Below are 26,287 nucleotides of genomic sequence, written 5' to 3' on the forward strand. Positions count from 1 at the left end.
TCATGCGGGCGTCGCAGGCATCAGGTTTAAGCGGATATGGGCGTTCCTCATCAGGCTCGACTATTCCGTTTTGACTTTAATAGTTGAGAGACAATGCCGGAACGTCCCGTAATGGAGGAGCAACTCATGGAAATGATTCAGAAAGTATTCCGGAAGACGCGCATGTTCGGCGAGCTTGTCATGTTCTCGCATACGCTGTTTTCGCTGCCGTTTGCCGTCATCTCCATGGTCTGGGCGGCAGGCGGCATACCTTCGGCGCATGTGATGCTGTGGTCGCTGATCGCGCTTATAGGAGCTCGGAATGGAGCGAACGCCTTTAATAGACTCGTGGATCGGCGCTTCGACGAAGCGAACCCGCGCACCGCGCACCGCCATATGCCGCGCAAGCTGCTGCGGGAACGCGAAGTGACGCTGTTCGTCATCATTAATTTCGCTATCTTCATCTTAGCGGCAGGCATGCTCAATTCGCTCTGTCTCTGGCTGTCGCCAGTAGCGATTGTGCTCATCTGCTCGTATTCATACACGAAGCGGTTTACATGGCTATGCCACCTGTACTTGGGCTTTACGATTGCTTCCGCGCCAGTCGGCGCCTGGTTCGCGGTAACGGGGCAGTTCGCCGTTACGCCGTTCATTCTGGGAACCATCGTCATGCTCTGGATCGCGGGCTTCGATATTATCTATGCTACGCAGGACATTGAATTCGACCGCAAGACGGGGTTGTGGTCGGTGCCGAGCATATTCGGGTACGAAGATTCTCTCTTCATCGCCCGCTCGCTGCATACGATTATGATTGTGCTGCTGCTCGCTCTGTTCTTCATACAAGGCCTAGGCTGGCTTTACTTGGCAGGCATCGGAGCTGCCGTCGTGCTGCTCGCGATTGAACACAACATCATCAAGCCATCGAGCCGCCAACGAATGAATGTAGCGTCATATAACCTGAACCAAGTCATTAGCATGGTCATCCTGTTCTGTACGATGGCCGATTATTTTCTGCGATAACATAAGCAAGGGGAGGTCATGCTCCGATATCCCGGCATGGCTTCCCTTTTTCATGTTAATGAACACTTCGATTGCATTTTTGCAGTTTTTCAGGCTCTTATTAGAAAAAATGGTGAAAACGAATGTACATTTGCAGTTCGTCGGGTATGTCGTATGACATAACTGATAAAATAGAGAGTTACATCAACTTCTATACGCCCAGCGCTAGTATGTTCAGTATTTTCGAAGCCGCACCCTCTATATAAAATTGAACTACATTGTTTCCCGCGGTCGTAGTAAGCTCCATTGGAAAATGTACAGCGAAATGCACGGATAAGGCCATTAAAAGTCATGGGGACTGTATTTTGTACCGTGGATCTGGCGAAGAGGGGGACGGATGAACAGAGATATTTTCACATAGGCTCCAGCGAAAATAAATCATTTAAACAACAACAACCCGCCTCCTGACAGCGAAGGGGCGGGTTGTCGCTATTTCATGTTGGAATCGCCTTTGGCGTCCTCTTGCTCTAGTGCATAATCAAGGTCATCGATATCATATATCGGAATTGGAATTTCATTCTCGATTAGACGGCCGACAAACTCGAATTGATCCGTGAGCAGGGGAGCTTGTTCGCGTAATGCAGTAAGAATAAGTTCAGTCTCCACTGGATCGAACAGCTCTCCATAGCGGGCATTGTCCATGGCATTCACGATGATGCAGGAGACGTTTTCTTGCAGAAGCAGCGGTGGGCTTTGACGCCAAGGCACCGTCAAGGCACGTTCGATTTTCTTTTTATTCAGCTCACTCTCGAAAAAAGTAATGAGCTGCTCAATCTGCTGCTTGGCATGTACGTCATCTTCAGGATCGGGCATCACCTGATCGCCTTCTAAACGCATCTCATACAATTCCATAATGGTCGTGTAAGGAATGATATACTCCACCGGGCGCTTGGGAGTAAATAATTGACCGTATACCGCTAACATCACGGCTTCGATTACAAATCGTCGAGGCTTCATTGTCGATCCCCCTTTGTCTAAGATGTGATAGCTTGACAAGCAAACTGCACATTAACATAATACCACCTTGCCCTAACGCGCAAAAGAGTAAACGGTACAATTTGTAAATGAAGATAACAATAAAGCCGAAGCCCTTCACAAAAAGGGTTCGGCTTTCCACTCATGATATCGTTAGTAAGTTCGTTCTTCGAAGTAGTTCCACAGCGTTCTTAAATCCTCATGAGCGTTGAAATCCGAGAGCTGATCAATGATGCCCCATGCCCGTTGCATAAAGTCATGGCTCATCAACAGCGCTTGGTCCAATGCGCCGCTGGCGCGAATGAATTCAATAGCCTCGTCGAACGCCGCATCAGGTGAAGTCGAACGCAGCTCGCGCAGCCTGCTCGCTACAGCCTCGTCCTTCATTGCTAATATGACAGGCAGTGTTGCATGGCCGTTGCGAAGGTCCGCACCGGCTGGTTTGCCCAATTGTTCCGCAGACTTGGTAAAGTCCATAATATCGTCGCGAACTTGAAACGCCATGCCAAGATGGTCGCCGAAGGCATAGAGCAGCTCCGATACCCTGTCGTCGGCATCGGAGGCTTTCGCCCCGACCTGCAAGCATGTCGCCATTAGGAGCGCGGTCTTGTTGCGCGTCTTCTCCCAGTATTCATCAAGCGACAGCTCGAAATTGTAGCGATGATGCATCTGCTGGTATTCGCCAATGCATAGCTGGGTCGTCGTCACGGACGCTACATCCTGAATGTAACGTTCGGGCTCTTGGACGTTGGAAGTCATCAGCTCGATGACACGGCTCATCATGTAATTGCCGATATGCACCGCTTTATATATACCCGTCTTGCGGTGCAGGGCCGGTTGGCCACGCCGCATATCCGCCTGGTCCAAAATATCGTCATGAACGAGCGAGGCCGCATGGATAAGCTCGACGACAGCTGCAAGACGGTATGCGTCGTCGGATTCCGGCTCAGTGCCGAATCGGCTGCCTACGATCGTCATCATCGGACGAAGGCGCTTGCCGCCTGCACGGATGAGTTCCAAGACGCTTTGAGCGACAATGGATCGGGAGGATACATCCGGATCGTGCAGAACGATGCGCTCTAAATCGCGATTAATGCGCTGCAGCGGGATATTCAACTGCTCGTGAAGCGAATCGTTATATGACTTCATAAGCCACCTGCTTGTAATGCTTCGCTAGAAACCGGCATATGCGCTGGTGCAGAAGCATATCCGTCGTGTTGCCTTCCGCGCGCCGAATCTGAATGCGCTTGTTCGTTGTGGCCAAGTCGATGACGAGCTTCATCTGTCCGTGGCGAACGGCGAATTGGTAATACATGCTCATCAAAAAGTCGCCGTCCAATACGGTTTTACCCGCAAGTTGTTCCTCGGCAGGAACATGCTGATGGGTGCGCATGGCTTGACGAAGCAGCCAATAGCAGCCGAGCAGCGCCCGCCGCTCATCTGGCTCCATATCGTAGGCATGCAGCGCGCTCGCCATATCCAACAAGAAATGTTCATCGCTTCCGACCGTCAATCGGATGCCTGCTTCAGGCGGCATCTCTTGCGTCAGGAGCCGACCTGTTTCCATTATGAGTTGCCGATTCATGGGAACCCCCCGCTTCCCTCAGAAATAAGGAAAGTAATGTGACACATGGTACACATTACTTTTCCTATATGCAATAAAGACTATTCTTATTTACGTATTAATCCGTATAAAGGTACCAACGTTTCACGAACGGTATCTTCTTCCAGATTCGTTTCAGGCGAGGGTACAGATAGTAATCCGCACCGAACGTGCTGCCGGAACCGCCGATAAGCGCGATGCCGCCGAAGAAGTACCAGAACATTTCATAAGGAGCCATACCGGACGTGTAAATCATGACGCCCATTGCACATGTTGCTATCGAAGCGATAGCTGTGAACAAGCCCAAGATGAGCATAATGCCGAAGATGACTTCAGCCGCAACCATGCAGCCTTGGAAAATGTAAGCCATCGTCGTATAGCCGCCGTCATGCGTGTAGAACATTAAATCCATCGACCAATCCACAATACCCTTAATGAAGTTAGGCACTGGAATCGCTTTGATGGCCGAGCTTGCGCCCTCTACGGCCGATGCCGCCGTCTGAGCATCTACGGTTGAATGCACCGCATCCACCGCTTGCGAAGCAGCCGTTACGCCGTCCATCGCCTTAGGCGGGATCAAGAACATCTGGGAAGGATCCTTCAGCAATTTTGCGCCTTTTTCCCAGCCTTGCATCAGCCACATGACACCGATATAAATCCGCAGCGGAACGAGCCAGAAATTCGGCGAACGTTTCGAGAAGTGACCGCCGACGAAGCTTCTGCGGTTTCTAACATGGAAGAATTCGTGCATCATGTAAGACCAAATCTTATGGAATCCGAGTACTTGCAAGAAGTACACAATATTGATCATATGTTTGAAGAACATCGCCATGAAGCCTGAGAAGTGGAACATTTTCTTCGGCGTGCCCACGGCAGCTACCCCATAACGGCCACCGATACACACCATCGTACCGTGGAACGTAGGCTTGTAGGACTTCTTCGTTCCGCCCTTGATGTCACAAGTGATATTGTGGGCGATGAGACCCGCGGAATGCTCTGCGTTCTCGACCATTTGCGGAACGGGACGCTCTTCGCCTTCCGGAATATAGAAGATGTTGTCGCCGACAACATACACATTTTCATGGTCAACGGACTGCAGCTTGTCGTTCGTCAAAATACGTTTGCGCCCTTGCTGCTGTACGTCGAGGTTGCCGACGAGGTCGGAACCTTCGACACCGGCCGTCCAAATGACGGTGCTCGATTTGATCTCGTTGTTCTCACCGAGAACGACGGAATTCGGCGTAACACCGGAAATTTTAGCCCCGGTTACAATTTCAACCTTCATTTTGCGGAGATATTTATCCGCTTTGTCAATCAGATTCTGCGGCAGAATAGGCAAAATCTTCGGAGCCATATCGGCTACGACAAGGCGAACTTCTGACTCGTCCACACAGAACTCGTGGCACAGCTCTTCACGGTATTCCGCCAATTCGCCGATCATTTCCACACCGGTAAACCCGGCGCCGACGACGACGAATGTCAGCATTTGCTTGCGCAGTTCTGGATCCGATACTTTCGTTGCATCCATGAACATTTGACGGATTTGATGCTTCAATACGACTGCGTCCTCGAAGGACCACAGCGAGAATGAGTTCTCTTCCGCACCGGAAATGCCGAAGAAGGATGGCTTGCACCCGGTACCGATTACGAGATAATCATAATCGTAAGATTTTTTCTTGCCTTTCAATGCCTTGCCGTCGAAATCGATATTCGTAACTTCATCCAATACGACTTCTACTTTGCGACCGGCAAAGATTTGCTTCAGGTCCATCTTGATGGCTTCTTCATCAACACGGCAGGCCGCAACTTCGTGCAGCTCGGTCATCATCGTATGGAAAGGTTTGCGGTCTATCAGCGTGATGCTGACGTCTTTGTCTTTTTTTAGACGATTCGCCAGCTTCTTCGCCGTCAGGACCCCACCGTAACCGCCGCCCAAGACAACGATCTTTTTCATGGTTTCACCCCTGCGATAGCTATTTATTTGTAAATGGTTAAAAATTGAACTTCATGCTATCAACAATGGAGCCCCGCGAGTAAAAAAGCAATGATGTTTTTCACCAAGCCGTCCAAAGCATGCTCGTTGACCATCTTGCTTTCCTACAGCGGAGCTTCCAAAGTCTTACCTATTTCCATCAAGGAAGATAAGAGATTCGTCTTACTTCGCTTGAGCCAACGCTTGTTCAGCCAATTGCACGAAGCCACTTACGTGGATGGATACGCCAGATACAGCGTCTGTTTTGCCTTCGCCGTTAACTGCAACAGCTTTAGGATCTTGCTTCGCGATCAATTCTTCATCCATTTTCTTGGCTTGCTCGCTCCATTCGAACTCAGATCCGGCTTTTTTCATGCCATACTCTTCGCCCAATTCTTTCTTTGTTTTGCCGCCGTCTTTGCTGACAGCGTCCCAGTTAACTGCTGTAATTTTGCCATCTTTTACAGTAATGTCGAGGGTATCTTTCCAGCCGGATTTTTCGTCAAAGTCAGCTGCTTCGGCATGGTAGTCGCCATCTTTGTATTGAGCTTCCGTAGCTGTGTTAGTGTCAGTAGTTGTTTCCGTGCCTGTTGCAGGTTCTTTCGCTTCTTCTTTCTTATCGCCGCAGCCAGCCAGCATGCCTACGACCAATACTGCGGATAACAACAGTACAAGTTTCTTTTTCATTTCAGTCCCCACCTTTTCCTTATTAAAAAATACTTTGTGAAAATTTTAACTAACCTTTTGACAACCCAATTATAACATCGAGTCCATATTTTAGATGTGATAAATGTCACACCAAATAAACAATTTTTAAAATACTCTACACCATACTTTGCCATGTTAGCCTCTATCTTATACAATAAAGACACCGTAAAATCAGATGCATTCGGATCATATGTCAACACCTACATGCTCTTTGCAAAAACAAACTTTGCCGAACAAACAATGAGGTGAAAAGAACATGCAAGCGAAAGACATCGTACTCGGTCTGCTCATGCAAGGTCCTAAGTCGGGATATGACATTAAACAGGAATATGAAATAGAGTTATCCCATTTTTTTGATGCCAGCTATGGTTCCGTCTATCCGGCACTGAAGCAATTGGAGAAATCCGGCATGATCGTCAAGGAGACCGTTATGCAGGAGGGCAAGCCGGACAAGCACCTGTTCACGATTACCGATCTTGGCGAGCAGCAGTTTCAGCAGTACTTAGCCTCTCCGATTCAGGCGGACTTTTATCGTTCAGATATATTGGCCCGACTATATTTTGGGAAATACGGAAGCACGGATGATTTGATTCGCTGGCTGGAAGAGGGGATGAGCGAGCGAATCCGGCTGTTGCAGCAGTTAGAAGAAGTATATGAGGAGTATAAGACGAATTTTTCGCCGCCGCGCCTCATTTCGATACAGTTCGGCATGCAGGACTACCAGGCGCAAATCAAAGTCATGCAGCAGGGGATAGATTATTTGAAATCTGACCAGGGCCATGAGTTTTGGGAGATGCCGTCTTGAATAGTCATTCGTATGAATAAGGAAATTAAATCTCTTCGCATGTCTGGTTCCAAGCACTCCGGACATGCGATTTTTGTATTGGCTTTCTCATTCATTTATGTTAAAGTTAACGACTGCGCCCGGCACTATCCCATCTGTAGATGATGTTGCGGCAAGGCGTCGCGGTTCGAAACCATCCCGCGTAATCAAAACTAAAGGGGATTGCATCATGTTTAATTTTGTGTGGGGCGTCACGTTCGTTTTGGCGAACTTTGCGTTCTTTTTGCTCTGCTACCGGCTGTTCGGGAAGTACGGCTTATATGCCTGGATAGGAGTAATGACCGTAATCGCGAACATTCAAGTCGCTAAGACGATCGAAATGTTTGGCATCGTCATGACGCTTGGCAATACGGCCAATGCTAGCCTGTTCATGACGTCTGATTTACTGAACGAGAAGTACGGGCCGAAGGAAGCGCGCCGTGCCGTATGGTTCGGATTCTTTACGCTTATTATGACGACGGTCATCATGCAGATGGCGCTCGTCTTCACGCCGCAGCCAACCGACATTGCCCAGCCGTCGCTCGAAACGATCTTCGGTCTCATGCCGCGTCTGGCGCTAGGCAGCTTGACGGCATATTTTGTCAGCCAATTTCTCGACGTGAAGCTGTTTGCCTTGGTAAGGGCAAAATATCCGAAAGCAAACCAGCTGTGGATTCGCAGCAACGGAAGCACCGGTATTAGTCAATTGGCCGATTCTCTCGTTTTCTGCACGATTGCCTTTGCCGGTTCCGGATTATATACGTGGGACGTCTGGTTCCAGATCTTTTTGACCACTTACGTGGTGAAGCTAATCTTATCCATTGCATCGACACCGTTTCTGTATTGGGCAAGAAGCTTCCGTGTGCCTGACTATCTGGAGCGGGATCGGACTTCTAACTGACGCATCCGAGTCAGCCCTATAGGTTCGGCCTGCTGGCCTGTTTTCCTTTTGTATGAAAAGGAAGGCAGGCTTTTAGGCGTTCCCGTTCCTGGAGAAAGTATGCCTGTACACCCATTGCTTCACTCTCCCCATCATTCAGAAATTCAGCCCCTATTTTCAAACGAAACCATGATTTCGGTCCAGACTTTCCTAGAACGGCTCTTAGCTTCATTCTCCCATACAGTCAGGAAGGATAACGAGGGGGCCAAGGCGCATGACGTGTTGCATAGATACCAGTGTATAAACGGTTGAGCATGATGGCGTTGAACCAGCGTTTTCCTTAAGGTGTGCCGTTTTCTGATGGAAGGGGAGAATGAAGCAAAGGGTTGTATGTCGCCCCCCGAGCGTACCGTCGCCTGACGGAAGGGGAGAACGAAGCAAAGGGTCGGATGAAGCGAATCCCCGTCAGTCTAAACGCGATCCCCCATCTTTTGAAAGGTCTCGCTAGAGGTTTTCTCGCGGCTTCATAAAACCTTCGCAAAGAATAGGGGCTCGTTCATGTTGCCACAGTGAAAGCGAATAAGCTGCTGTGCAAATAGCGGGTCAGGTTGTACATGCTTATGCATGCAGAACTCCCATTTTAATTAAAACAAGCCCTCCTGGACCGCAATGAACCGATGCGGGGAGGTGCTTGTTTGGCTTCGTGGAAATGATAGATTGCATTCTATCTGCAGTCATTGCTGCGACTAGCTGCCTCCGAGCATCGCGCAGCGTCAAGGGATAAGTAGTGGCAGCCTGGAGTGTAAGTGATCGGAAGTGTAATGGTAAGAAAATTAGATTGATTCTATTCAATAGGTCAAATATAATAAAGATATAAACAATGTAAGCGATTACAAGTTGGAGGGCGATGCATTCCGCATCGTTTGTAATCCTTCACCTCGCTTATTGCAGTAATTCCATTATAGCTCATGAAGTCCATTTGCAAGGGTAAGATACTATCAACTGAGGTTAACAGCTTTAGCACACCATCTTGCAGCAAGGGGGATTTACTATGAAACATGGAAAGAAGACATTACTGCTCACTCTCATTATGGTGCTCATGTCATCGATGGTGCTAGCGGCATGCGGCAACAGCTCTTCCGGGGCCAAGCCGGGCGATGCTTCCGGCGAAACGGCCAAGAAGGATGAGAAGCCCGTCGAACTTATCTGGTACACGATTGGCACTCCGCAGTCGGATGTAGACAAAGTCATGGCGAAAGTGAACGAATATACGAAAGAGAAAATCGGCGCCACCATCAAGATGAAGATGCTGGATTGGGGCGATTATGACCAGAAGATGCAAGTTATTGCTGCTTCCGGCGAGCCGTATGATATTGCATTTACTTGTTCCTGGGCATTTAACTATATTAACAACTCGCAAAAGGGAGCCTTCCTTGAACTGAATGATTTGGTGGACCAATACGGAAAAGGCATTAAGGAAGCGCTCCACCCATCCTTCCTTGAAGGGGCGAAGATTAACGGCAAGCTGTATGCGATTCCAGTCAACAAAGAGCTTCCGGCGCAGCGGGTGTTCCGCTTCAATAAGACGCTGGTCGATAAATATGGGTTTGATATTACAAAAGTGAAGACACTTGAAGATTTGGAGCCAATGCTGAAGACGGTGCTTGAGAAAGAAAACATCAAGCCGATCAACTCCAAAATCGGTCTGCCGCAAATGTTCGATTATATCATTAACGCGGATATTCCAATCGGCGTCCCCCTTGATTCCACAGACTTGAAGCTTCAACTTACGCTGGATACTCCAGAGCAGATGGCACAGTTCGAAACGATGCGCAAGTTCTACAAGGCGGGATACTTGCCGTCCGATGTCGCATCATACACCGATGCCAATCAGAGTGAAGCGCTGAAGACAGGACGTTGGTTCGTCGATACGGCGCATTACCAGCCGTATGCGGAGAATAGCTGGTCTGAGGGAATTCCAGACAAAGTCGTCGTTCAACCGGCTGAGGCTCCGATAGTATACAACTGGTCCGTTACCGGGTCGATGATGGCGATTTCTGCGACATCGAAATATCCGGAGAAATCGATGGAATTCCTGAATCTGCTCAACACGGACAAATATTTGCGCAACCTGATTAACTACGGCATCGAAGGCGAGCACTATAAGCGGGTGGACGATCAGACGATTGAGCTGCTGCCTGCGAAGAAGGAACGCTACGATTTGCCGACCTTCACCCTGGGCAACCTGTTCTTGCTTGATTTGCTGCCGGTAGATCCGAAAGACAAATGGCAGAAGTTCGATGATTTCAACAACTCAGCTATCAATGCGCCGTTGCTTGGCTTTGCACTGGATACGTCCAAGATTCGCACCGAGATTGCGGCCGTGCAGAACGTGACGGACGAATTCATGAAGACACTGACGACAGGAACCGTCGATCCGAAAGTGTATGTGCCGAAGGCCATGGAAAAATATAAACAGGCTGGCATTGAGAAAGTGATGGAGGAAGCACAGCGTCAAATTGATGAGTGGAAGAAATCAAAGCAATAATTGGATATACAGCGAGGCCGCAGCCGGAAAAGGCTCGGCTTCGCTGTTCTTGCTATATCCACTTTTCATAGAACCTGCACTATACGGAGCCCGCACATAGAGGAGGTGCCTAAGCGTGAGCGAACAGAGTCCCAACATCATTATGATCGTCACCGATCAACAGCGCCGCGACACGCTGCGCTGTTATGATCCGAATACGTTGTGCCAGACGCCTAATCTGGATGCGTTAGCCGCAGACAGCGTGGTATTCGACAATGCCTATACGACTTGTCCGGTCTGCACGCCGGCAAGAGCTTCGCTTCAGACCGGCATGTATCCGTTCAAGCACGGCATGCAGACTAATACGTACACGTTAGGCTGCATTGTCAACGAGCTTCCGGACAGTCCGAGTCTGCTCAGCCGCCAACTGCAGCGGCATACGAATTATAGCATCGGACATACGGGCAAATGGCATCTCGGGCAAGGCCCGGTGGAACGCTCCAAGTTCGACCGCAACTTGAAGCATGTGGCGTTCCCGGACATCATGGCAGGTCATCGTTCCCTCCCTTCCGATGTCGGTTATGAGGGGGATGACTTTCCTGGGCATGGGGGCGGCGGATGGAATTATCCGCAGTTCAGGAAATACTTGGCGGATGCCGGACTGGAACTGAAAATAGAGCACCGCATCAGCGGGCATTACGAAGGTCATTTTGCGGCAGAAGTGACGTCTCCTGTTGAGACGACGATCGAGCATTATTTGACAAATTGCGCCATGTTTCACATGGAACGTTTTCTGGAGAGAGAGCGGCCATTCATGATGGGCATTCATTACTGGGGGCCGCATGAGCCTTATATTGCGCCCAGCAGCACACTGGATTTATACCGTAATATATCGATTCCGCCGTGGCAGAACTTCCAAGCAAAGGAAGTGGGCAAGCCGCTCATACATGACATTAAACGAAGTCCGGTGACGGATTGGAGCGTGTTCGAGCTTTTCGTGAAGCACTATTATGCGAGCATGACCCATATTGACGCACAGATCGGACGCATCGTTGACTTCCTGAAGCAGCGTGGCATTTACGATAATACCGTTATTATGTTCTGCGCCGACCACGGGGAATCGCTCGGCATCCATGGGGGACTGTGCGACAAAGGCTTTTTCATGTATGACGAAACGTGCCACATTCCGCTTCTCATTAAGCCATCCCATGGGCAGCCCGCAAGCCGGCGCGAGTCCGCTATGGCAGGCATGTGCGACTTGTATGCCACCGTGCTGGACTGTGCAGGCGTTCATGAGCTTCCTGCAGGAACGGATGGCCGTTCGTTGTTGCCTTTCATAGAGGGCAAGGAGGTAGACGATTGGCCAGAATCGGTCGTCACGGAAGGGGCTGGACTTGGCGGCGTCATGTTCACGCAGCGTATGATTAGGCGCGGCGATTACAAGTATGTATTCAACTGCGGCGATATTGACGAGTTGTACAATCTGCGCGACGATCCGCATGAGTTAGTTAACCTGGTTGGGCACACATCCTATGCCGATATGTTGGCCGATATGCGGCAGGCGTTGGCTTCATGGATGAAGGAGCATGACGACAGTTTGCTTATTGAATTTGTGCGCATGCGCCTAAGAGACAAATAGGGAGGACTTACAGCAATGTATAGAAAGCCAAATGTAATCTTAATATATTGCGATGACTTGGGATATGGCGATTTAGGGTGCTACGCATCGGACGCTGTACGAACGCCGCATTTGGATGATTTGGCGGAAAAGGGGATTCGCTTTACGCAGTGGTATTCCAATTCCCCGGTCTGCTCGCCGTCCCGTGCTTCGCTCCTTACCGGACAGTATCCCCGGCGGGCCGGGATTGACCATATCGTCGGCGGCAAGCGGGACACTGCAGGCGTGCATCGCGATGTGCCGATGATTTCAGAGCTGTTGCAGCCACATGGTTACCGGTCGGCCATCTACGGAAAATGGCATCTTGGCGCAGGGGAAGGCGCGCGTCCGAACGAGCGCGGGTTCGACGATTACTACGGGTTTTTAAGCGGCTGCGTGGATTACTACTCCCACATCTTCTATCATGGCTCGCCGGAAGTGAATCCGACGCACGACTTGTGGGACAACGATCGTGAAGTGTGGAACAACGGGGCTTACTTGACGGAGGTCATTACCGAGAAGTCGGTTGAATTTATTCAAGCAGCAGGGGAAGAAGAGAAGCCGTTCTTCCTCTATGTCGCCTATAATGCGCCGCATTATCCGATGCATGCGCCACAGAAATATATGGACCGCTTTGCGCACTTGCCTTGGGATCGCCAAGTGATGGCAGCGATGATCTCGGCGGTCGATGACGGAGTTGGGGATGTAGTGGCGGCCTTGAAGCGCGCCGGGTTATATGATAACACGCTCATCTTCTTTTCGAGCGATAACGGGCCGTCCTCGGAAGCGCGCAACTGGCTGGACGGACGCGAGGACGAATATTATGGCGGCAGCGCCGGCATCTTCCGCGGGCATAAGGCGAGCTTGTTTGACGGCGGCATCCGCGAGCCGGCCATTCTGTACGTGCCGGATGCGCTTCGGGGCGGCACATGCGGCAGCGTGAACGATGAGCCGGTCATGATGGCTGATATAGTGCCGACGGTGCTGGATTGGGCAGGTGTGCCGTATGCCCCTGGCACGTTTGCCGGGCGCAGTCTGAAGCCGATGCTGACACAAGCCGGGACCTCGCCGCACGAGCGGCTGTACTGGGAATACGGCAAGCAGCTTGCCGTGCGCGAAGGCAATTGGAAGCTTGTGCTCAACGGAATGCTGGACTTCTACAAGGGACAGCCGGATGAAGTTCATCTGTCCGACCTATCTGACGATCCAGGCGAGCGCATCAACTTGGCCGAGGAACATCCTGAGCTGGCGGGACGACTGACGGCGGATGTAAAGCGCTGGTATGACGAGCTTACGGCTGAGGGGTGACGGAGAAGCCGACGATAGTTAACATGGAGGTCCAAAGCGCTTGCAGTACGCACTGGCAGGTGCGTATCCCCTATATAAAGAAACCTGACCCACGGCCGGGTTTCTTTTACACTATAGAGTTTATAAACAATCGGGATAGAAGATGTCTTTTGCCTTGGAGTCGTCACGTTACCTTCCCGGAGAAGGCATGTCATTTCCACCCCTTGCCTCACTCTCCCCTTCATTCAGAAAGGCAGCACCCCCGTCCCTTGCAAACGAAAACATGATATCGAGTGTCGGGCTACCGTGCAATAGTCCATTGCTCCATTCTCCCATACAGTCAGGAAGGATCATGTCGAGGATATAGGACATGCCGTGTCGTATAGAGATCATGCCATGAGGTGTCCGATTATATTGGAAGTTAACCAGAAATGGTCATTGGCGTACAGCCTCCTGAAGGCTGGGGAGAACGGAGCAAAGTGTCGGATGAAACCCCCATGGAATGCCTGCCTCCTGATGGAAGGGGAGAATGGAGCAAAGTGTCGGATGAAACCCCCATGGAACGCCCGCCCCCTGAAGGATGGGGAGAATGGAGCAAAGTGCCGGACGAAGCCCTCATGGAATGCCCGCCCCCTGAAGGCTGGGGAGAACGGAGCAAAGTGTCGGATGAAGCGATTCCCCGTCAGTCTGAACGCACCACTGTACGAACGGAACATTTCGTTCATGATAAAGAGTCGAAATACCTTACTATTTGACAGAGGGTACGATAGCACATAGAACTTGCTTCAAACGTGGTCGCCCATCTTCAAAAGGCCTCGATTACGTTTATGTTGGATGGCTATATCATTTCGGAGACAAGAAAAAAGTTTCCATTACTAAGTCAGTTACAGAATATTGAGAAACCCAACTCCCTGCGGAATTGGGTTTCTCTTTTAACACAACTGTGAAAATGCTTCTATCTCCATTCGGCCGGAATATCGTTCTGCATCATGCCGCGCGTCCGTTCACCGTTTCGTCCATGGCAATCGTTATACATTTGCTCCAACTCATTTTCATTCATTGATGGATGCATTTGCTTCATCCACGGCAGCATTTGCCCGAACCCGGAATCATCCACAGCTGCATAAGCAGCCGTGCCCATGACGAAGACTGTGGCCAGCACGGTAATGGCGAGGACACTCTTTTTCATTGTTCATCCCTCCTTGTGAATTAATGTACATGAAAAATGTGTAGAAACGATGTAGGCGAAGGGGTTCATCCGGGTCCAAAATGCTGGACTTTACGGTGACCGGGGACTATAATTACGAATGAAACGGCAAACTTCGACAACTATATACGCACGCTAGGGGTGCTGGAATATGGCCGGCTGAGATTGTATCCCATTAAAGATACCGACCCTTACACCTGATCTGGATAATGCCAGCGTAGGAAAGACGTTGAACCGCGTCTCTAATATCAGGTTTCATGCTTGTCAGATGTCCTGTAACTTGCTGCGCTTCTGGAACGCCAAGTGGCTTCCGAAGGTTATACGCAGCGGAGGCGGGCAAGCATTAACTTGAAAGAAGGAGAAGATGGCGGTCATCGCACCATGCATTTTCGCATGTACGCATATAATGGCAGAACAGCGTCCCGATGAGGGGCGCTTTTTTTATTTTCATAGCATGCATTGGTTGTCGTCACGCCGTTGAAAAGCACGAAACGAAAGAGTGTTATGAACGAATAGAAAAGCGGGGGATTGACGATGCAAAGAACGCGGATGGCACGCGGATGGTTGCTCGCACTTGTCATGATGATGACTGTTGTGCTGGCTGCATGCGGAGGAAAGGGTCAAGAGGCAGCGCCTCAAAATAATGAGGCGGCGCAAAGCGGTGCTCAAGACCAAGACACGGAGCAGCCGAAGGAGAAGAAGGACGTCAAGGTGGTGCTGGAGTGGACGCCGAATACGAACCATACCGGCCTCTATGTAGCGAAGGAGCAGGGCTTCTATGAAGAGGAAGGCTTGAATGTGGAGATTATCCAACCGGGCACCGGCGGAGCCGATGCGATGATCGCTTCCGGCGAAGCGCAGTTCGGCATCAGCATTCAAGAGGGCATTACACTTGCGCGCGTACAGAACGTGCCGATTGTGTCCATCGCCGCCATCATTCAGCACAATACGTCAGGCTTCGCAGCGCCGAAGGACAAAAACATTAAGACGCCGAAGGATTTCGAAGGCAAAACATACGGGGGCTGGGGCTCTCCTGTGGAAGAGATGGTAATCCGTTCTCTTATGGAGAAGGAAGGCGCGGACTATGACAAAATCAAGAACGTCAACATGGGTTCGGCGGATTTCTTTACGGCCGTGAAGAAGGATATCGACTTCGCGTGGATTTTCTACGCCTGGACGGGCATCGAAGCCGAGCTGCGCAATGAGCCGATAGATATGATGTATGTTAATCAATACTCGGATAAATTAGATTACTATACTCCGGTCATTGCGACGAATGAAAAACTGATTCAAGAGGATCCTGAACTTATAAAAGCATTTATGCGCGCAACCTCCAAAGGCTATCAATACGCGATCGACAAGCCGGAGGATGCAGCCGATCTTTTTTTGAAGGCCGTTCCGGACTTGGATAAAGACTTGGTTGTGGCAAGCCAGAAATGGCTCAGCTCGAAATATCAGGATGATGCGGCACGTTGGGGCGAGCAGAAGCGGGAAGTGTGGGACAACTACATGAACTGGCTGCTCGACCACAAGCTGATGGAAAAAGCGATTGATATCGATAAAGCGTACACGAACGATTTCCTTCCTTCGGCTTAACATCCAGAAGGACAGGAGAAGGGAATGTGCAGAACGGATAGGAGACTTGACTAAGGAGGAGAAATAAAATGGCGAACAGCTTAGTGAGCATTCAAATTATTCCGAAGACGAAGAATGGGGAAAATGTGATCCCTTACGTGGACCGTGCGATCGAAGTCATTCAAGCCTCAGGCGTGAAGTATCAAGTGGGACCGCTGGAAACGACGATGGAAGGCGAACTGAGTGAATTGATGCAGGTCATTGAACGGATGAACGAAGCGATGATCGAATTGGGTAGTTTGAACGTCATTTCCCAGGTCAAAATTTTGTACATGCCTTCCGGCATTACGATGGATGAATTGACGGTGAAATACCGGCCATGAACCGACGCCGTCTCGCAAAGGCAGGACCGCCCATGGCGGCGTTCCTGCTATTTATCTTATTATGGCAAGTCGGGGTCATGGTGTCCGGCGTAGAAAAATGGATGCTGCCGAGCCCGCTCGATATCATGAAGGAAGCGGCCGACAACGGGAGCGCCCTCCTGGTGCATACGCTCGCAACGCTGAAGCTAACTATCATAGGGTTCGGAGTCGGGGCAGCTGTAGGGCTTCTGCTCGCGTTTCTGCTTCATCCGATTCCCTGGCTCAAAGACGCCATTTATCCGTTGGTCATCGTCAGCCAGAACATCCCGACCATCGCGCTCTTGCCGTTGCTCATGATTTGGTTCGGCTTCGGCATGATGCCGAAGATTGTCGTCATCACGCTCGTCTGCTTCTTCCCGGTATGCGTGGCTGCGCTCGATGGTCTGGCGCAGACCGACCGAACGATGCTGAATTATATGCGCATGGCCGGCGCAACGCGGGCCCAGCTATTCTGGAAGCTAGAGCTGCCGCATGCGCTGCCGTCTCTGTTCTCTGGCCTGAAGATTGCTGCGACGTACAGCGTCATGAGCGCCATTATTTCTGAATGGCTCGGTACAGACAAAGGAATCGGCTATTACATGGTGCTGCAAAAGGCGGCGTTCCGCACCGATCGGATGTTTGTCGCGATTGTGGTCGTCGTCTTGTTGAGCTTGGCGATGTTCGGAGTCGTACGCGCATTAGAGCGCGTGCTGATCCACTGGCGCCGTGATGACAAAAAGTGATGAAAGGAGAAGCCCCATGAACGGAAATGCGATACTTGCGGAAGCGCGGGATGTGCATTCCGCGCGAGAAGGAGGCCGCCCATTTGCGCTTGAGTTGAAGGACGCCAGCATGTCCTTTGCCGGAAGCACGGGCAAGCTCCACGTATTGGACAACGTGTCGCTGACGGTGCAGCAAGGCGAGTTCGTGTCCATTATCGGCCCTTCCGGCTCAGGCAAGAGCACCTTGTTCCACCTGATCGGCGGCTTGCTCCGTCCGGCGGCAGGGGCAATTCAGGTGAATGGCCAAGACGTCGTCGGCCAGACGGGACACGTCAGCTATATGCCACAGCAGCCCGCGCTATTCCCTTGGCGCACGGTGGAGGACAATGTCATCCTCGCCCAGGAAATAGCCGGGACCTCCAAGAAGGAGGCGCGCGAAGAGGCGCGGAAGTGGCTCGCGAACGTCGGCCTGTCTGGCTACGAGCGTGCCTACCCGCATGAGCTGTCTGGCGGCATGCAGCAGCGCGTCGCTTTTCTGCGCGCCATGATGAGCCCACATGAGCTCATGCTCCTCGACGAGCCGTTCAGTGCGCTGGACGCGCTGACGCGGAGCGGCATGCAGCGCTGGCTCATCGATCTATGGGAGCGCCACCGTCGATCCGTGCTGTTCATTACGCACAGCATTGAGGAGGCGCTGCTCCTGTCCGATTCGATATACGTGCTCTCGAATCGTCCAGCCCGGGTGCTGCAGAAGGTGCGGGTGCCGTTCGCGCGGCCGCGCACCGAGGCGCTGGCCTCGGAAGCAGAGTTCATCCGCTTGAAGCGGGATCTGTCAGAGCTGCTGCACAGCGTTCAGAAGCCAGTTGAATAATACGGCAAGGGTTGTTCTCCACAGGAGAGCAGCCCTTTTTTACGTTTAGTGCATGTTCAAAAAGGAAGCATTTGGACAGGCTCTATTACGGAGTGTCTACCGAATATCTCAAGCCCTATCTGACCTGGCAATATTACAGGGCTTGCGTTTTTCAGTAATTGCATACGAATAGCTTTATCAACACAATTTATTAACATTTCGTGTTCAAAAAGGTGCAGATCATCTTGCTTCGCGGGCTGGTATCACAATTGGAAATCACGAAATCGCTGTCCGCTAAATGGATTTGAAAAGACAGAGGTAAACCAACTAGGCGTATGCTTAGGGATGCTATCATTAATAGACCAACCGTTCATATTTGGGTGGAAAATGTTAGTTTTTACGTTTATAATGAGGTTCTGTCAAAAAAGAAGGTTAACGGAACAGTGGAACTGCAGTTTTCTGGATGAATGAGTATAATGTGCTTATCACCTTCATACTCGACTTATTTGTCGCACAGAAACGGTTTCGTCCATAACGAGGGGACGGCAAAGCTGTTTCGATTGGGGAGGAAACAGAATGATAGCAAAGGACAGCAACTTACGCTTCGTCGTTGCCGGACTGCTGCTCGGTATTTTGATGTCGGCGATGGATAACACCATCGTGGCGACTGCGATGCCGACCATTGTCGGGCAGATGGGCGGATATGAGCAATACGTCTGGGTTACTTCCGCATATATGGTTGCGACGATGGCAGGCATGCCGATATTCGGAAAGCTGTCGGACATGTACGGACGCAAACGGTTCTACATATTTGGCCTACTCGTCTTCTTGATCGGCAGCGCATTGTGCGGAACTGCGGACAGCATTGTAATGCTGAGCGTATACCGCGCTATTCAAGGAATTGGCGGAGGCGCTTTAATGCCGATTGCATTTACGATTATTTATGATGTGTTCCCGGTGGAGAAACGGGGCAAAATGACTGGACTGTTCGGGGCGGTATTCGGTATATCAAGTGTGGCGGGTCCGCTGCTGGGCGCCTATATTACCGAGTATATCGGCTGGGAATGGGTGTTCTACATTAACCTGCCGCTTGGTGTTCTGTCATTATGGTTTATTTTACAGTTCTACAGAGAGACAGCAAAGACAACGAAGCAGCGGATTGACTGGGGCGGTGCGGTTACGCTGGTCGTTGCCGTAGTGAGCTTTATGTTCGCACTGGAGCTCGGCGGCAAAAAGTTTGAGTGGAGTTCGCCGGTCATTCTAGGACTATTCGCAACGTTTGTCGTCTTCCTGATTGCATTCCTTCTTATTGAACAGCGTGTGAAGGAACCGATTATATCGTTCTCGCTCTTTAAGCGCCGTCTGTTCGCAGCCAGCCAGGGCGTGGGATTCTTCTATGGAGTCACGTTCGTCCTCGCCACTGTATATATTCCGTTGTTCGTTCAGGGGGTATATGGCGGAGCGGCCTCGAACAGCGGTCTTGTTCTGACACCGATGATGGTGGGGTCTGTCATTACGAGCTCGATTGGCGGAATTATGGCATCTAGAACAAGCTATCGCAAATTGATGATTATATCCGGCTTTTTCTTTACCGCAGGTATACTTTCGCTAAGCACGCTGTCGGCCGATACACCGCGTGCGTTAATTACGCTGTACATGGTGTTAACCGGTTTTGGTGTAGGGTTCTCCTTCTCCTTGATCAGCATGGCATCGATGCATGGCATGGAATATCACCAGCGCGGAGCGGCCAACTCGACGGCCTCCTTTTCCCGTTCGCTCGGGATGACGATTGGGATTACCGTGTTCGGCTCTGTGCAATCGGGTATCTTTTCCAGCCGCATGCAGGAGATGTTCCCTGAGGGTGGCGCAGCTGCCGATATTAAGCCGGAACAGCTGCTTAATGCGGGTCAGAGCCAGAACTTACCGCCTGAAGTGCTAAAGGGTATGTCTGACGCGCTTGGCGATTCCATCGGCGGCACCTTCATGTGGGCCCTCGTGCCGGTTGCCTTGGCGCTCATCTGCATCGCGCTGATGGGGAATGCCCGTATGATGGAGCAAGGCAAAGGGAAGAACGATAAGCCGGGCAATGGAAGCGGAACGGATGGCGCATTGAAATACGGCGAAGCGAAATAGGGGGTGGAGAGAGATGACGGTGCAGCGCAAGCATCCTAATCATTCTAATCATCCTGAACAGATTGAACAGCTTGCGAATATGGTGGACAGTCATATTCATTTGGACCTGTATCCGCCCGAGGATACAGCGGCTCTCGAGCAAGCGCTGGAAGCGCCGGGCCTCGATTATGTCGTGGCGGTATCGATGGGGCTGGAATCGGGCAAGCGCACGAAGGCGTGGGCCGAGCGTTATCCCGGGCGAGTGCTGCCGGCTTACGGCTTTCACCCCGAGCAGACGCTGCCGGCCGATGCCGAACTTGCCAGCCTGCTCGCTTGGATGGATGCGCATGGGGAAGACATGATCGCGGTAGGCGAGGTCGGGCTGCCGTACTATATGCGACAAGAGGCGCTGGAGCAGGGGCGGCCCTTCGAGCGTCAGCCGTATATGGAGCTGCTGGAGCACTTCGTTAAGCGGGCAGCAGCATGGAATAAGCCAATCGTGCTGCATGCCGTGTATGACGATGCTCCGCTCGTCATTGACTTGCTGGAGCGCAGCAGTGTGAAGAAGGCGCATTTTCACTGGTTCAAGGGAGATGCGCGGACAGTGGAGCAAATGGCGCGGAACGGGTATTTCGTTTCATTCACGCCGGACATTGTGTATGAAGAGGAAATACAGGCACTGGCCCGCCGCTATCCGGTGGAGCAAGCAATGACTGAGACGGATGGGCCATGGCCGTTTGAAGGCCCGTGTGCGGGTCAGGTGACTGTACCTTCGATGGTCCGTGAGGTTGCCGGAACGTGGGCGCGAATTCACGCGATGGACATTAGTGAAGCGGCGGAACTGCTGCGGAATAATGCGCGGCGTTGTTACGGCGTGTAGGCGGGACGGCAAAGATTACAACAGAGACAAGCGAAAGGGGCGATCCAGCGGATCGCCCCTTTTCTGTCGAGACCCCATCATGGTCTCCTTTATCTATTCCGTTACAGTGCGTGTTCAAAAAGGGAGCTTTTTGAACAGCCTCTTACAGCACCATGGCGGCAATGAAGCCGAACAGCAAGAGCGGCACGTTGTAATGGAGGAACGTCGGTATGCACGTGTCCCAAATGTGGTCGTGCCGACCGTCGGCATTCAATCCGGCCGTCGGCCCGAGCGTGCTGTCTGAGGCAGGGGAGCCGGCGTCGCCGAGTGCTGCGGCGGTCCCGATAAGCGCTACGGTCGCCAGCGGGCTGAAGCCGAGCTCGATGCACAGCGGTACGAAGACGGTGGCGATGAGCGGAATCGTCGAGAACGACGAACCGATGCCGAGCGTGACGAGCAGGCCGATGGCCAGCATCAGTAAAGCTGCCAGTGCCCGGTTGTCGCCCACCGTATGGACGGCCGCTTGCACGAGCGACTCGATATGTCCGGTTTCGCGCAGCACCGCGCCTAAGCCGGAGGCCGACATCATGACGAAGCCGATGTAAGCCATCGAGCGCATGCCATCGGTAAGCACGCGGTCAGCCCGGCTCCATGCGATGACGCGCGTGATGAGGAGCACGGCAAGACCTGCTGCGGCGCCGTATATCATCGATCCGGTGCTAAGCTGTACGGCAAGCATTGCTGCCACGGCACCGAGTCCGGCCCATGTGCCGCCAGCGCCTGTCCGGGACTCTGCAGCCTCAGCTTCTCCCATGCCTGCTCCAGCCGCTGATTCCGTGACCACGCTATAGGTCCGCGGCTTGCGGTAGGATAGGGCAAGCGCCGTCATGAGGCCGACTACCATGCCAGCAGCAGGGATCATCATCGCTTTCGGCAGCATGGACGCATTAACAGTAAGACCGTTCATTGTCATATTGCTGACTACGGTCTCATGGAAAATGGCGCCGAAGCCGACCGGCAGGAACATGTATGGCGTAATAAGGCCGAAGGTCAAGGCGCACGCCACTGCGCGCCGATCAAGCTGAAGCGAGTTAAAGAGCGCCAAGAGCGGCGGTATCAGTACCGGAATGAAGGCGATGTGCACCGGGATTGCATTTTGCGATAAGCAGGCGATGAAGGCGATCGCAACCAGCACGCCGTAACGTGCCGCAGCCCGCGGAGTATCCCCCGGTTGCTTCCCGCTCACGAGCCGAACGGCTCGCTTCACCAGCCGCTCCGGCAGTCCGGTCTCGGTCAACCCTGCGGCAAATGCGCCGAGCAGCGCGTAACTCAGAGCGATGCTCGCGTTATCCTTCAAGCCTTCGGTGAATACCTCCACCATATGGGTCATGCCGAGTCCGCCTGTCAGCCCGCCGACGACTGCGGCCGTCAGCATGGAGAAGATGACGTTCACCCGCAACAAACTTAATCCGAATAATACGACCAATGATAATAAGACCGCATTCATTATATTGTCACCCTAACGTTACTATGATAATTAATTAAAACATTAATACTTTACCATAGCAATGTATAATAATTTCCTGTTATTTCAATAAATTTGTATGATTCTTCAAAACTCATAACTCCTCCTGCAGACCTACCTCTTTTCCGTCTCATGAACCGCTCTCAATCCGTTCTCGAACAGGAGATAGAAGTCCCTCTGCGAACGGATGCATACGATTATCTTTTCCGATAAACTAATACGCAGTTAGGAAAAAAATACGTCTCAAAAACGATTGCGCTGCTCGATGAATTCCATTAAACTGAATGGGTTCTGCAACAAAATTAGAGAGAACAGAACGACAATCTATGATGTGATGGGGAGAGATGCACCATGGCTAACGCACAATCTGGGAATAGCAATTCAGCTTTCAGCTTGTTCCGCAATCGCTTTGTGCAAGCAATCATGCTGGCCGGTCTGTTCATGCAGGTTGGTATATGGGTGAGGAATTTTGCAGTCCTGCTTTTTGTAATGGAAATGACGAATGGAGATGCGTTCGCCGTATCGATGGTGTCCGTCGCGGAATTCGCTCCCATCTTCGTCTTCTCTTTTATCGGCGGCACATTCGCCGATCGCTGGCGCCCGAAGCGCACGATGATTTGGTGTGACTTCTTAAGCGCTCTGTCTGTTTTCGCCGTCATGCTGACCATTTTATCTGGCTCATGGCAAGCTGTCTTTTTCACGACGTTCATTTCCGCAATTTTATCCCAGTTCTCGCAGCCTTCCTCTATGAAGCTGTTCAAGCAGCACGTGCCAGAGGAGATGCTGCAGGCGGGGATGTCCATCTTTCAAACGATGGTTGCGTTATTCATGATACTCGGTCCGGCTATCGGAACGGCTATTTTCCAAAAATACGGCATATCCGTATCGCTCGTCGTCACGGGCATCGCGTTTATATTGTCCGCGGTCGCGCTCCTGTTTCTTCCATCTGATCATGCAGAGGATAAAGAGAAGCATGCCAACTCGAACGTATGGCAAGAACTGGCTGAAGGCTTCCGCTATGTGATGCAGAGCCGTCTGCTGAAGCCGCTTGGGGCTAGCTTTGCCTTTGCTGGCTTGGCGCTCGGTCTCATCCAACCGATGGGAGCGTTCCTCGTTACGGAGCGGCTTGGACTGCCAAAAGAATATTTGAGCTATCTGTTGATGGCTAACGGTATCGCAATGCTGATCGGCGGGGCGCTGGCTATGGGGCTGTCGAAGAAGCTGTTGCCGCAGCATATGCTTGCAATCGGAATGCTGACCAGCAGCGGCGGCATGCTGTTAGCCGGTCTGTCCACGGATCTGTGGCTGACGCTGACCGCGCAGTTCATCAGCGGACTCGTACTGCCTTCGATTCAGATCGGAATCAATACGATGATTTTGCAAAATACCGAAGGTGCGTTTATCGGTCGCGTCAATGGCATTTTGAGCCCAATGTTCATGGGGGCAATGGTCATTACGATGTCCTTGTCAGGCTGGATTAAAGGAATGACCTCGATTGTATTCATGTACGAAGCCGCGACGGTCTTGTTTTTGATCGGCATTGTAGTGCTGACGCCGATTCTACGGATGCGGAAGCAAGCTGCGCCACCTATGCCTATGCCGCAGGGACAGGCTACCGGCACGGAATCATAATCGAAATATTGCCATCGTTTTGTGAGTTTTGTGAAGAACTGCGGCGGCCCATTGACATTGGGCAGGCCGCTTGTTCATAATAAGAGAAATAAGTTGGAAGGTTAGACCAACATCGATGACGAGAACAAGTGCGTTGTGATGCAGTCTGAAGAGAGTCGACGGCTGGTGCGAGTCGACGTCTGGCACAGCGTAACATCCTCTCCGAGATTCTATGCCGAACTCTGCCGGAACATGCGGCTTCGCAGATAGTAAGTGTGGACGGTATATCCGCCGTTACCTGGATGCGCGGTTAATCCGCGGCCAAGTGCCGCAGGACATGAAGTGTAGTATGCAGTAAGGTGCATTGCTTTCATACTGTCTTTAGCTCCCTGAGTAGAAGAGAAGAGGCGTCTGAGAGAAGTAAGAAGTAACCTTATTCATGCAGCTCTTGTTTCTGTGGAACAAGGGTGGTACCACGAGAAGAAGCTCTCGTCCCTTATTGGGGCGAGTTTTTTTTATTTTTATAAGCAAAATATAAGACTAGACATGCAGTACCTACACCGAAAGCGAGGAAACCGATATGGAGACGACACACACGGCTCCAGCCGTTACAATGGAGCATATTGTTCGCGCACACCACGTGCTTAAGGAAGTGATTGTTCGGACCCCACTTCAACGAGACCCGATATTATCGGCAAAATACGGCTGTAACGTATATTTGAAGCGGGAGGATTTGCAAATTGTGCGATCCTTCAAAATACGCGGGGCATACAATATGATTCGCCACTTAACTGCCGAAGAACTTGAACGCGGCATCGTCTGCGCCAGCGCAGGCAACCATGCGCAAGGGGTGGCTTATTCCTGCCAGGCGTTGAAGATTCAAGGCACGATCGTCATGCCAAGCACGACACCGAGCCAGAAGGTGACGCAGGTGAAGCGCTTCGGGGGCTCTCATGTCAATGTGGTGCTCACGGGAGATACGTATGATGATGCATTCGAAGCGGCGATGAACATTTGCAAAGAGAACGACATGACCTTCATCCATCCGTTCGATGATCCCTTTATCGTAGGAGGGAACGGCACCGTAGGCATGGAGATTATGGAGTCGCTTGATGTGCCGGCTGATTACGTGTTCGTTACCATTGGCGGTGGCGGTCTGGCAGCTGGTGTTGGTACGTACATCAAGACCGTTAGCCCATCGACCCGCATCATCGGTGTGGAGCCGGAAGGGGCAGCTTCCATGACGGCGGCGCTGGCACAGAAGGAAGTGCTTACGTTGGAGACGATTGATAAATTCGTCGACGGTGCGGCTGTGAAGCGGGTCGGCCAGCTGCCTTACGAGATTTGCTCGCAGGTGCTGGATGATGTAATTCGCGTTCCCGAAGGGAAGGCTTGCACGACGATTCTCGAATTGTACAACGAAAATGCGATCGTCGTTGAGCCTGCCGGATCGCTGCCGATTGCGGCGCTCGATTTGTACCGTGACCAGATCCGCGGCAAAAATGTCGTCTGTGTCATCAGCGGCGGCAACAATGACATCGATCGGATGCAGGAAATTAAAGATCGTTCGCTTATCTATGAAGGCTTGAAGCATTACTTTACGGTCAATTTCCCGCAGCGGGCAGGCGCCTTGCGTGAGTTTCTGCAGGAGGTGCTCGGGCCGAACGACGATATTACGCGATTTGAATATAATAAGAAGCACAACATGGACAATGCCTCTGCTCTAGTAGGTATTGAGCTCAAGCATCCAGAAGACTATGAGCCGCTTGTCGAACGGCTCCGCAAGAAAGGCATTCAGTTTATTGAATTAAACAAAGATATGACGTTGTTTAATCTGCTTGTATAAGAGGTATTCAAAAAGGTCGCTTTTGATCGCGAAGCATCTGCCCGCACATGAGGGAGCAGGTGAATCAGAGTTGAACTCCCGCAACGATACGGGTATATTAATAAGCAAA

The 26,287-nt window shown here is 51.5% G+C and carries 22 protein-coding genes, 1 riboswitch and 1 other annotated feature; of the genes, 15 read left to right on the forward strand and 7 right to left on the reverse strand.

Annotation, left to right across the window (positions count from 1 at the left end; genetic code table 11):
* Positions 1-126 precede the first annotated feature (126 nt).
* Complete coding sequence (locus LQV63_RS07455) at positions 127-999, forward strand: UbiA-like polyprenyltransferase (RefSeq protein WP_019420410.1); 873 nt, start codon at positions 127-129, stop codon at positions 997-999.
* Positions 1,000-1,467: 468 nt separating this feature from the next.
* Here the strand turns inward: LQV63_RS07455 and LQV63_RS07460 are convergent, their stop codons facing one another.
* The 5 genes from LQV63_RS07460 to LQV63_RS07480 form a co-directional block, all read right to left on the reverse strand.
* Positions 1,468-1,995 carry a hypothetical protein gene (locus LQV63_RS07460; RefSeq protein WP_019420411.1) on the reverse strand — a complete coding sequence of 176 codons (528 nt, stop codon included), beginning with the start codon at positions 1,993-1,995 and terminating at the stop codon, positions 1,468-1,470.
* Between the two features lie 171 nt (positions 1,996-2,166).
* On the reverse strand, positions 2,167-3,162 hold the full coding sequence (locus tag LQV63_RS07465; protein ID WP_019420412.1) for a polyprenyl synthetase family protein: 996 nt from the start codon (positions 3,160-3,162) through the stop codon (positions 2,167-2,169).
* Entirely contained in the window at positions 3,149-3,598 is a 450-nt protein-coding gene (locus LQV63_RS07470) for a hypothetical protein (RefSeq protein WP_019420413.1), read from the reverse strand. The genes LQV63_RS07465 and LQV63_RS07470 overlap by 14 nt, the downstream gene beginning before the upstream one ends.
* Positions 3,599-3,695: 97 nt before the next feature.
* The gene (locus tag LQV63_RS07475; protein WP_233696235.1) at positions 3,696-5,570 is read right to left on the reverse strand and encodes an FAD-dependent oxidoreductase; all 1,875 of its coding nucleotides are present in this window, start codon (positions 5,568-5,570) and stop codon (positions 3,696-3,698) included.
* Positions 5,571-5,771: 201 nt separating this feature from the next.
* Positions 5,772-6,275 carry an FMN-binding protein gene (locus LQV63_RS07480; protein WP_019420415.1) on the reverse strand — a complete coding sequence of 168 codons (504 nt, stop codon included), beginning with the start codon at positions 6,273-6,275 and terminating at the stop codon, positions 5,772-5,774.
* 277 nt (positions 6,276-6,552) lie between these two features.
* Between LQV63_RS07480 and LQV63_RS07485 the strand changes: the two genes are divergently transcribed.
* From LQV63_RS07485 to LQV63_RS07510, 6 genes are all read left to right on the forward strand, one after another.
* Positions 6,553-7,101 (forward strand): PadR family transcriptional regulator, encoded by a 549-nt coding sequence (locus LQV63_RS07485; protein WP_233696236.1) that lies wholly within the window; start codon positions 6,553-6,555, stop codon positions 7,099-7,101.
* 208 nt (positions 7,102-7,309) lie between these two features.
* Positions 7,310-8,020, forward strand: a complete 711-nt coding sequence (locus LQV63_RS07490; protein WP_019420417.1) for a queuosine precursor transporter — start codon at positions 7,310-7,312, stop codon at positions 8,018-8,020.
* Positions 8,021-9,050: 1,030 nt separating this feature from the next.
* Complete coding sequence (locus LQV63_RS07495; RefSeq protein WP_233696237.1) at positions 9,051-10,547, forward strand: ABC transporter substrate-binding protein; 1,497 nt, start codon at positions 9,051-9,053, stop codon at positions 10,545-10,547.
* 115 nt (positions 10,548-10,662) lie between these two features.
* Positions 10,663-12,165, forward strand: coding sequence for a sulfatase-like hydrolase/transferase (locus LQV63_RS07500; RefSeq protein ID WP_233696238.1), 1,503 nt, complete (start codon positions 10,663-10,665; stop codon positions 12,163-12,165).
* 15 nt (positions 12,166-12,180) lie between these two features.
* Positions 12,181-13,491, forward strand: coding sequence for a sulfatase family protein (locus tag LQV63_RS07505; protein WP_233696239.1), 1,311 nt, complete (start codon positions 12,181-12,183; stop codon positions 13,489-13,491).
* Positions 13,492-13,901: 410 nt separating this feature from the next.
* Positions 13,902-14,225, forward strand: coding sequence for a hypothetical protein (locus tag LQV63_RS07510; RefSeq protein ID WP_233696240.1), 324 nt, complete (start codon positions 13,902-13,904; stop codon positions 14,223-14,225).
* Between the two features lie 200 nt (positions 14,226-14,425).
* Here LQV63_RS07510 and LQV63_RS07515 read toward each other — a convergent pair whose 3' ends face one another.
* Positions 14,426-14,659, reverse strand: a complete 234-nt coding sequence (locus tag LQV63_RS07515) for a hypothetical protein (RefSeq protein ID WP_233696241.1) — start codon at positions 14,657-14,659, stop codon at positions 14,426-14,428.
* 145 nt (positions 14,660-14,804) lie between these two features.
* A riboswitch (TPP riboswitch) is annotated at positions 14,805-14,919 on the forward strand.
* 292 nt (positions 14,920-15,211) lie between these two features.
* Here LQV63_RS07515 and LQV63_RS07520 point away from each other — a divergent pair.
* The 6 genes from LQV63_RS07520 to LQV63_RS07545 all read left to right on the forward strand — a co-directional run bounded on the left by LQV63_RS07520 (position 15,212) and on the right by LQV63_RS07545 (position 21,217).
* Positions 15,212-16,273: an ABC transporter substrate-binding protein gene (locus tag LQV63_RS07520; protein WP_233696242.1), complete on the forward strand. Its 1,062-nt coding sequence runs from the start codon at positions 15,212-15,214 to the stop codon at positions 16,271-16,273.
* A gap of 68 nt (positions 16,274-16,341) precedes the next feature.
* Positions 16,342-16,635, forward strand: a complete 294-nt coding sequence (locus tag LQV63_RS07525) for a thiamine-binding protein (RefSeq protein WP_019420988.1) — start codon at positions 16,342-16,344, stop codon at positions 16,633-16,635.
* A complete protein-coding gene (locus tag LQV63_RS07530; RefSeq protein WP_233696243.1) occupies positions 16,632-17,396 on the forward strand; it encodes an ABC transporter permease in 765 nt (254 codons plus the stop codon). Before LQV63_RS07525 ends, LQV63_RS07530 begins: the two co-directional genes overlap by 4 nt.
* A 16-nt stretch (positions 17,397-17,412) precedes the next feature.
* Positions 17,413-18,246, forward strand: coding sequence for an ABC transporter ATP-binding protein (locus tag LQV63_RS07535; RefSeq protein WP_019420986.1), 834 nt, complete (start codon positions 17,413-17,415; stop codon positions 18,244-18,246).
* A 555-nt stretch (positions 18,247-18,801) separates the two neighbouring features.
* Entirely contained in the window at positions 18,802-20,358 is a 1,557-nt protein-coding gene (locus tag LQV63_RS07540) for an MDR family MFS transporter (protein ID WP_233696244.1), read from the forward strand.
* A gap of 13 nt (positions 20,359-20,371) precedes the next feature.
* The gene (locus LQV63_RS07545; RefSeq protein ID WP_233696245.1) at positions 20,372-21,217 is read left to right on the forward strand and encodes a TatD family hydrolase; all 846 of its coding nucleotides are present in this window, start codon (positions 20,372-20,374) and stop codon (positions 21,215-21,217) included.
* A gap of 142 nt (positions 21,218-21,359) precedes the next feature.
* Here the strand turns inward: LQV63_RS07545 and LQV63_RS07550 are convergent, their stop codons facing one another.
* The gene (locus tag LQV63_RS07550) at positions 21,360-22,703 is read right to left on the reverse strand and encodes a Na+/H+ antiporter family protein (protein WP_233696246.1); all 1,344 of its coding nucleotides are present in this window, start codon (positions 22,701-22,703) and stop codon (positions 21,360-21,362) included.
* Between the two features lie 369 nt (positions 22,704-23,072).
* On the opposite strand from LQV63_RS07550, the gene LQV63_RS07555 reads away from it, so the two are divergent.
* Complete coding sequence (locus LQV63_RS07555) at positions 23,073-24,353, forward strand: MFS transporter (protein ID WP_233696247.1); 1,281 nt, start codon at positions 23,073-23,075, stop codon at positions 24,351-24,353.
* 106 nt (positions 24,354-24,459) lie between these two features.
* Positions 24,460-24,832: a binding site (T-box leader), on the forward strand.
* 80 nt (positions 24,833-24,912) lie between these two features.
* Positions 24,913-26,178, forward strand: coding sequence for a threonine ammonia-lyase IlvA (ilvA, locus tag LQV63_RS07560; protein WP_019420979.1), 1,266 nt, complete (start codon positions 24,913-24,915; stop codon positions 26,176-26,178).
* Positions 26,179-26,287 lie beyond the last annotated feature (109 nt).

This window comes from Paenibacillus profundus (assembly GCF_021369635.1).
GTDB classification, from domain to species: domain Bacteria; phylum Bacillota; class Bacilli; order Paenibacillales; family Paenibacillaceae; genus Paenibacillus_B; species Paenibacillus_B profundus.

What these genes read in the sequence shown, in the direction of transcription:
- LQV63_RS07490 (WP_019420417.1), top strand. Translation starts at nt 7,310, where the DNA reads ATGTTTAATTTTGTGTGGGGCGTCACGTTCGTTTTGGCGAACTTTGCG.
- LQV63_RS07495 (WP_233696237.1), top strand. Translation starts at nt 9,051, where the DNA reads ATGAAACATGGAAAGAAGACATTACTGCTCACTCTCATTATGGTGCTC.
- LQV63_RS07540 (WP_233696244.1), top strand. Translation starts at nt 18,802, where the DNA reads ATGATAGCAAAGGACAGCAACTTACGCTTCGTCGTTGCCGGACTGCTG.
- LQV63_RS07550 (WP_233696246.1), bottom strand. Translation starts at nt 22,703, where the DNA reads ATGAATGCGGTCTTATTATCATTGGTCGTATTATTCGGATTAAGTTTG.
- LQV63_RS07455 (WP_019420410.1), top strand. Translation starts at nt 127, where the DNA reads ATGGAAATGATTCAGAAAGTATTCCGGAAGACGCGCATGTTCGGCGAG.
- LQV63_RS07530 (WP_233696243.1), top strand. Translation starts at nt 16,632, where the DNA reads ATGAACCGACGCCGTCTCGCAAAGGCAGGACCGCCCATGGCGGCGTTC.
- LQV63_RS07475 (WP_233696235.1), bottom strand. Translation starts at nt 5,570, where the DNA reads ATGAAAAAGATCGTTGTCTTGGGCGGCGGTTACGGTGGGGTCCTGACG.
- LQV63_RS07520 (WP_233696242.1), top strand. Translation starts at nt 15,212, where the DNA reads ATGCAAAGAACGCGGATGGCACGCGGATGGTTGCTCGCACTTGTCATG.
- LQV63_RS07545 (WP_233696245.1), top strand. Translation starts at nt 20,372, where the DNA reads ATGACGGTGCAGCGCAAGCATCCTAATCATTCTAATCATCCTGAACAG.
- ilvA (WP_019420979.1), top strand. Translation starts at nt 24,913, where the DNA reads ATGGAGACGACACACACGGCTCCAGCCGTTACAATGGAGCATATTGTT.
- LQV63_RS07525 (WP_019420988.1), top strand. Translation starts at nt 16,342, where the DNA reads ATGGCGAACAGCTTAGTGAGCATTCAAATTATTCCGAAGACGAAGAAT.
- LQV63_RS07465 (WP_019420412.1), bottom strand. Translation starts at nt 3,162, where the DNA reads ATGAAGTCATATAACGATTCGCTTCACGAGCAGTTGAATATCCCGCTG.
- LQV63_RS07505 (WP_233696239.1), top strand. Translation starts at nt 12,181, where the DNA reads ATGTATAGAAAGCCAAATGTAATCTTAATATATTGCGATGACTTGGGA.
- LQV63_RS07460 (WP_019420411.1), bottom strand. Translation starts at nt 1,995, where the DNA reads ATGAAGCCTCGACGATTTGTAATCGAAGCCGTGATGTTAGCGGTATAC.
- LQV63_RS07485 (WP_233696236.1), top strand. Translation starts at nt 6,553, where the DNA reads ATGCAAGCGAAAGACATCGTACTCGGTCTGCTCATGCAAGGTCCTAAG.
- LQV63_RS07515 (WP_233696241.1), bottom strand. Translation starts at nt 14,659, where the DNA reads ATGAAAAAGAGTGTCCTCGCCATTACCGTGCTGGCCACAGTCTTCGTC.
- LQV63_RS07535 (WP_019420986.1), top strand. Translation starts at nt 17,413, where the DNA reads ATGAACGGAAATGCGATACTTGCGGAAGCGCGGGATGTGCATTCCGCG.
- LQV63_RS07555 (WP_233696247.1), top strand. Translation starts at nt 23,073, where the DNA reads ATGGCTAACGCACAATCTGGGAATAGCAATTCAGCTTTCAGCTTGTTC.
- LQV63_RS07470 (WP_019420413.1), bottom strand. Translation starts at nt 3,598, where the DNA reads ATGAATCGGCAACTCATAATGGAAACAGGTCGGCTCCTGACGCAAGAG.
- LQV63_RS07480 (WP_019420415.1), bottom strand. Translation starts at nt 6,275, where the DNA reads ATGAAAAAGAAACTTGTACTGTTGTTATCCGCAGTATTGGTCGTAGGC.
- LQV63_RS07510 (WP_233696240.1), top strand. Translation starts at nt 13,902, where the DNA reads ATGGTCATTGGCGTACAGCCTCCTGAAGGCTGGGGAGAACGGAGCAAA.